This is a genomic window from Vicinamibacteria bacterium (assembly GCA_035620555.1).
Taxonomy (GTDB): domain Bacteria; phylum Acidobacteriota; class Vicinamibacteria; order Marinacidobacterales; family SMYC01; genus DASPGQ01.
Window position 1 is genome coordinate 1 of sequence record DASPGQ010000195.1, and the last position, 6,529, is coordinate 6,529.

General features: G+C 63.1%; 8 protein-coding genes. 1 reads left to right on the forward strand and 7 read right to left on the reverse strand.

The annotated features are described in order from the left end of the window. The 5 genes from VEK15_07885 to VEK15_07905 form a co-directional block, all read right to left on the reverse strand. A partial coding sequence (locus VEK15_07885) for a hypothetical protein (protein ID HXV60597.1) occupies positions 1–657 on the reverse strand: 657 nt, incomplete at its 3' end. Further along, positions 654–1,340 carry a uracil-DNA glycosylase gene (locus tag VEK15_07890; GenBank protein ID HXV60598.1) on the reverse strand — a complete coding sequence of 229 codons (687 nt, stop codon included), beginning with the start codon at positions 1,338–1,340 and terminating at the stop codon, positions 654–656. The genes VEK15_07885 and VEK15_07890, both read right to left, overlap by 4 nt. Positions 1,341–1,349: 9 nt before the next feature. Continuing rightward, positions 1,350–1,973: a guanylate kinase gene (gmk, locus tag VEK15_07895; protein ID HXV60599.1), complete on the reverse strand. Its 624-nt coding sequence runs from the start codon at positions 1,971–1,973 to the stop codon at positions 1,350–1,352. Then, positions 1,970–2,845: a YicC/YloC family endoribonuclease gene (locus VEK15_07900; GenBank protein ID HXV60600.1), complete on the reverse strand. Its 876-nt coding sequence runs from the start codon at positions 2,843–2,845 to the stop codon at positions 1,970–1,972. Before VEK15_07900 ends, gmk begins: the two co-directional genes overlap by 4 nt. A gap of 3 nt (positions 2,846–2,848) precedes the next feature. Then, positions 2,849–4,603: an ABC transporter transmembrane domain-containing protein gene (locus VEK15_07905; GenBank protein ID HXV60601.1), complete on the reverse strand. Its 1,755-nt coding sequence runs from the start codon at positions 4,601–4,603 to the stop codon at positions 2,849–2,851. A 46-nt stretch (positions 4,604–4,649) separates the two neighbouring features. Between VEK15_07905 and VEK15_07910 the strand changes: the two genes are divergently transcribed. Beyond that, positions 4,650–5,141 carry a GNAT family N-acetyltransferase gene (locus VEK15_07910; GenBank protein HXV60602.1) on the forward strand — a complete coding sequence of 164 codons (492 nt, stop codon included), beginning with the start codon at positions 4,650–4,652 and terminating at the stop codon, positions 5,139–5,141. 13 nt (positions 5,142–5,154) lie between these two features. On the opposite strand, the gene VEK15_07915 is transcribed toward VEK15_07910, so the two are convergent. Then, entirely contained in the window at positions 5,155–6,354 is a 1,200-nt protein-coding gene (locus tag VEK15_07915; GenBank protein HXV60603.1) for a PLP-dependent aminotransferase family protein, read from the reverse strand. Further along, positions 6,335–6,529, reverse strand: a 195-nt coding sequence (locus VEK15_07920; protein HXV60604.1) for a UDP-glucose 4-epimerase GalE, incomplete at its 5' end; no start/stop codon positions are given. The genes VEK15_07915 and VEK15_07920, both read right to left, overlap by 20 nt.

Here is a 6,529-nt window from a genome sequence, read left to right on the forward strand (position 1 = left end):
GACCGATAGCAACGTCAGAACCCGCGCCGTCGCGGGGTGGAGCTTTTCTTCCGCGAGCGCGGCCCGTCCCGCCTCGGTAATCTGCGCGATCTGCCTCGTCGCCCCGACGTGACCATGGATGTCGCGATGACCAACCACGTAGCCCATGCGTTGGAGCGTGGCAAGGGCTCCTGAAACGCTCTTTCGGCCCATAGCACGCGCGAGCGCCTTGGCCGTCATCGGCCGATCGAGCGCCTCGAGCAGGCGAAGGCCGAGCTTCGATGGAGTCCCGGCGCCCTGCGTCCGCCGGTAGATGATTCGGTCTTCTCGAGGCGTCTCGGGCGGCATCATGGCACGACACACGAGCCCCGGTGCCGCGATGTAATAATCCGAGATCCACCGCGCGAGCCGAATCTGAGAAGGGGTCAGAACCGGCTCGCCATCGAGAAGCGAGCCGAGCGGCTGGAGCGTGGCCCCGTCAGGCAGTCGAGGAGCCTCGTCACGGATCTCGGTGACGCAGCCGATGAGACTCCGCGGGCCGAAGCGAACGCGGGCGCGAAAGCCGGGCTCGGCTCTCAGGAGCCGCTCGGGCACGCCATAGGAGAACGTCTGGGGCAGCGGGAGCGGAAGGGCGACTTCCGCATAACGGGGAAATGGCTGGGGCATCGTCCCGCTCATGGCGGGCTCGCGAGCAAGCGGCGAATCAGCTTCATGTCCTCCCAGCATTCGCGCTTCTTCTCTGGGTTGCGCAGGAGATACGCAGGATGAAACGTAGGGACGAGACGAACGCCGCGATAGGAGAAGATGCGTCCGCGGAGTCGCGAGATACTTTCCTCGGTGCGAAGAAGATTCTGCGTGGCGACCCTTCCGAGCGCGCAGATCACCCTGGGCCGAACCGAATCCACTTGTCGCTCGATGTAGGGTCGGCACCGCTCCACTTCGTCAGGCTCGGGGTCGCGGTTCCGAGGAGGCCGGCATTTGACGACGTTGGTGATATAGACCTCTTCTCGGGTCAGATCGATGGCCTGGATGATTTTGGTGAGGAGCTGACCGGCGGGGCCTACAAAGGGGAAGCCTTGCTGGTCTTCGTCGTAGCCGGGGGCCTCGCCGATGAACATGAGATCGGCGTCGGGATTGCCCATTCCAAAGACGAGGTGTGTGCGCCCATCGCTGAGCCGACACCGGGTGCACTCGCCCAAGTCCCGTCGAATCGCCTCGAGGGTCTCGCGCGAGGCCTTCGCGATCGGTTCGCTGGACGGGGTCTTACGTCGTTCGGATCTCGGAAAGCCGAAGGGTGTGATCGATCCATAGAAGCGAAGTCGCTCGCGAATCTGCTCTTCGATGAACGTTCTATCGCCCACCAACCATCCTCATCCTTTCTCGAACGAGTCGAGAATCCGACGGATTCCCTCATCCAGCCGGGCCGGCCGTGCCCGCTCGGCAAGAACGATGGCCCGCAAAGTCTCCGAGCTCGCGGCAACGTTCTCGTTGATGAGCACATAGTCATAGTCCCGGTAATGGTGAACCTCGCTCCGGGCGTTGATTAGCCTTCCCGCGATTGCCTTCTCCGAGTCCTGTTGGCGCTGCCGCAAGCGATCTTCGAGAGCGGAAAAGGAGGGCGGGAGCACGAAGATCATGATGGCTTCGGGAACCGCGCGTCGGACCTGGGCCGCACCCTGGACGTCCACATCGAGGACGACGTCGTCGCCCCGGGCCCGAATCGTCTCGGTCTGCGAGCGCGAGGTCCCATAGAGATTTCCGTATACCTCGGCCCACTCCAGGAAATCTCCCGCCGCCAGCATCTTACGGAATCCACTCTCCGTCACGAAATGGTAATCGACGCCCTCCCGCTCCGACGGACGCTTGGCCCGCGTGGTGTAGGACACCGAGAACCTCATACTATCCACGGAAGCCAGTAGATTTCGTACCAGCGTGGTCTTGCCCGAGCCCGAAGGGGCAGAGATGACGAAGAGACTCCCCCACCGCGCGGTCATTCGATGTTCTGGACCTGCTCGCGCAGCCGCTCGAGCTCGGTCTTCATGGCAATTACCCGCTCGGCGATCCCCGCATCCTGGGCTTTCGCGCCGATCGTATTGACCTCTCGATTCATCTCCTGGACGATGAAGTCGAGCTTCTTGCCGCAGGGGGAGCCGGCGGCAACGGTCTCGCGCCAGAGAACGAGATGGCTCCTGAAGCGGGTGACCTCCTCGGCGATGTCGCTTCGCTCGACCAGGCGGGCCACCTCCATGGCAACGGTCGCGGGATCGATGGAGGAGCCCACGATCTCTCCCACTCGCGCCTGCAGATCGTCTCGTCTCGTTTGGCGGCTTCCCTCAGCGCGCTTGTCGACGTCATCAACGAGCTGCCGCAAGGTCTCGGTGCGCGCCGCGAAGTCGGCCGCTATTTCGGCACCCTCGGCCGTCCGCATCTGCGAGAGCGCATCGAGCGCCTCGTCGATCGCCGGCTCCATCGCCTTCCATAGGCTCGACTCCTCGACGTCGCGCTCCTTCACCCGAAACGCGGCCGGGAAGTTGACCAGAGCGGACAGATCGACTTCCCCATCGATGCCGGCTCTTCGGCCGACGTCCCGCAAACGCTCTACGAGCTCGGTGAGCAAGGCCAGGTCGACGTCGATCGTATACGCGCTCTCGCTGCGCGGCTTCACCCGGAAACCGACCTCGACCTTCCCTCTTGCGAGCTCGGCTCCCACGCGATCGCGGACACGCTTTTCCAGAGGGGCGAGCGAAGAGCTGCCGCTCAGACGCAGGTCCAGATAACGATGATTCACGCTACGAATCTCGACCACGATCTCGTAGGCATCGTTCTCCGCCGAGCCGCGCGCGAAGCCAGTCATGCTCTTGAGCATGGATTAGGGCTCTCCTCCGACCGAGACGGGATCCGGCCCCAGCACGAATTGGAGCTGGTACAGCCTCCGGTAGAGTCCGTCCGGCCGACTGACGAGCTCCTCATGCCTCCCGATCTCTTGGATCCGGCCCTCGTCGATGACCACGATCAGGTCGGCGCGGCGCACCGTCGACAATCGGTGCGCGATGACGAGCGTCGTGCGATCCGCCATGAGGTTCTCGAGCGCCTGCTGAACCAGGGCCTCCGACTCGGCGTCGAGAGAGCTCGTGGCTTCATCGAGAACCAGAATCGGCGGATTCTTCAAGATTGCGCGCGCGATGGCGAGACGCTGGCGCTCGCCACCCGACAGCCTCTGGCCTCGCTCGCCCACGACCGTCTCGAACCCATGGGGCGTCGCCTCGATGAATTCCAGGGCATTGGCCGCTTTCGCGGCGCTACGGATGGCCTCGTCGTCGATCGACGACAGGCCGTAAGCGATGTTGTTACGGATCGTGTCGTTGAAGAGAATCGTCTCCTGGGTTACCAGGCCGATCTGACCGCGTAGAGAAGACAGGGTGGCCCGGCGGATGTCGATGCCATCGAAGAGCACCGCTCCGCCCGTAGGATCATAGAAACGGGGCACGAGGCTGGCGAGAGTCGATTTGCCCGCACCGCTGGTTCCCACGAGGGCCACGACCTGGCCAACCTCGATGACGAAATTGATGTCGGTCAGCGTTGCCCCCTCGCCGTCTCCGTAAACGAATTCTATTTCGCGGAACTCGATCCGCTTGCCGAGCGGTGCGAGTGCGATGGCGTCGGGAGCCTCGCGAATCTCCTGCTCCGTATCCAGCACCGCAAAGATCCTGGCGGCGGCCGACAACGCCTGCTGGAAGGTCGCGTTCACCCGCGAAAGCTTCTTCACCGGCATGTACATCGCGAAAAGCGCCGCCATGAAGGACGTGAACTCACCCGTCGTCATCGTTCCTGCGGCGATGCGGCCGCTTCCGTACCAGATCGCCGCGGCGAGGCCCAGGCCCCCGACGAACTCCATGATGGGCGGCATGATCGACACGACGCGGGTGATCCGCATGTTGGTTCGGAAGAGCCGCTCGGTCGCTTTAACGAACCTTCCGGTCTCGAACGCCTCCATTCGAAACGCTTTTACGATTCGGCTGCCCGAGATCGTCTCCTGAAGGATGTTCGTGATGTCCCTCCACCGTTCGAGACCGGTGTCGGTCGTCCGCCGCAGCTTTCTTCCCAGTGTCACCAGCGGATACACGGCGAGCGGCGCGCTCACCAGGGCGATGATCGCGAGTCGCCAGTCGTAATAGAAAAGGAGCGCACCGTAACCGACGAGGGCGAAGCTCTGCATCAGCAGGTCCCCAAAGGCCTCGGAGACGGCGAGCTGGATGCGCTCGACGTCGTTGGTGATGTGACTCATCAGCGTCCCGGTGGATTGGCGCTTGAAGAATCCCACCGATTGGCGAATCACGTGCTGGTACAGCCGGTTGCGCAGGTCCATGACCGTACGCTGGCCCACCCAGCTCATGAGGTAAGTCGCGAAATAGGAAAAAAGGCCCTTGCCGAGATACAGAATGGCGATGAGAGCAGCGATTCGCCCGAGGTTGACGTTCCGAATCAATACGTCGTCGAACACTGGCTTGACGAGGTAGGCGAGACCGGCCGAGGTCGCCGCAAATCCGACCATCGCGACACACGCCAGGAGAAACCGACCCCGGTAGGGCCAAGCCTGGGCCAGGAGGCGTCGGAACTGCTCCATGTTTCCCGCTATGCTATCAGGGCTGGTCGAGGGTTAGAATCCCCCCATGATCTCGTTCCGCGAGAGTCGAATCGAGGATCACGAAGAAATTGCTCGATGCGTCTCGGCGGTGGCTCGAGAACGAAAATATCTCGCCGCCGTCGACGGGTTCACCAGCGAAGAGACCCGCAAGTTCCTAGAATCGCTCGGCCAATCGGCGGGGGTTCAGATCGTGGCGTTGGACGGACGGCGCATCGTCGGTTGGTGCGACGTGTTGCCCTTGCCCTTCGAGGGCATGCGCCACGTCGGACGGTTGGGAATGGGGGTCCTATCGACTCACCGCCGCCAGGGCATCGGGCGGAGGCTTCTCGAGGAGACGTTGTCACGGGCACGCGAGCGTGGCATCTGGCGGATCGAGCTCGACGTCTTCGCGTCCAACGAGAGAGCCAAACGCCTCTACGAGAGCACGGGATTCGTCGTCGAGGGCCGCAAGCGTCTGGCAAGAGCTCTCGATGGGGTCGAAGAGGATATCTTTCTCATGGCGCTCTTGAGCCGGTGATGGCTCGATACCCCTACGCCAGTACCCTTCCGATTCGGGCAATCCCCTCTTCGATCATCGACTCGGGGACGAAACTGAAAGACAGCCTCAGGAAGTTCTTGCCACTCCCGTCGTGAAAGAACGGCGGGCCGGCCACGAAGGCCGTCTTCTGCTCGTCGATGGCCCGGCGCAACAGGGCCTCGCTATCGACATGCTCGGGAAGGCGGACCCAGATGAAAAACCCCCCCGAGGGAAGCACCCAGGCCGTCTCCTTGGGGAAGTGCTTCTTCATCGCCGCTTCCATGAGATCGCGCTTCCGCCGGTAGATTTGAATCGAAACCGCGACCTGCGCGTCGATGTGGCCCTGGCTTGCATATTCGTACACCAGCCGTTGGGCGAGCGTGTTCGCACATTGATCGGTTCCGAGCTTGCAGAGTCCGAGCTGCCCGATGAAGGAAGGCTCGGCCACGGCCCAACCGAGCCGCACGCCGGGACCGAATATCTTGGAGAAGGTGTGAATCAGGACGACGTTTTCTGGGGACAGCGATTTCAGCGACGCCGGCCGCGGGCCGCCGTAGGTCAGCTCGGCGTAGGCGTGGTCCTCGACGATGAGAACGTCGTGAGTCTCTGCGACGGCGACGGCTTTTCGCCGACGCGCTTCCGTCCACGTGCACCCCGAGGGATTCTGGTAGGAGGGGATGACGTACATCAGTCGCGGTTTTCGCCCAGCTCGCTCGAGCTCGCTCAGCTTGGCATGGAGCGCATCCGGGTCGAGTCCCTCATCGTCGATCGGCACAGCTTCGATCCGAGCGCCGTAAGCACGAAACACGTGAAGCGCCACCATATAAGTGGGCGCCTCGACGAGCACGGTGTCGCCCTCATCGAGGAGCGACATCGCCACGAGATTCAGCGCCTCGACGCCGCCCGAAGTTACCAAGATGTTCTCTGACTTCAGTTCGAGGGTCTCGTTCCGCCCGGTGCGCTCCGCGATCCAATCGCGCAGTTTGGTGAACCCGGGGTTGGGTCCGTAATTCAGAGCTTCTCGACCCTGATCTCGCCAAACACGGTCCATCGACTCTCGAATGCGATCGAGGGGAAATACGGACGGATCGGGCAGGCCCCCGGCAAGCGAAATGACCTCGGGACTCTCCGCCAGTCTGAGAATATCGCTCACGGCGCGCGAGCTGCCGAGCCGCGCCATGCGGCGGGAGAGATCAGTCGTTCGGATAGCCATCGGGAAAACGCTCCTTGAACTGCCATGCGGTCTCCACGATGCGATGGAGGTTGCCCAAGCGCGGAGCCCATTCGAGCTCCCCCAGGGCGCGTTGCGCCGAAGCCACGAGTCGAGGCGGGTCGCCGGGTCGTCTCGGCCCGATTTCACGAGCTACGCGGCGGCCGCTCACGTCCTC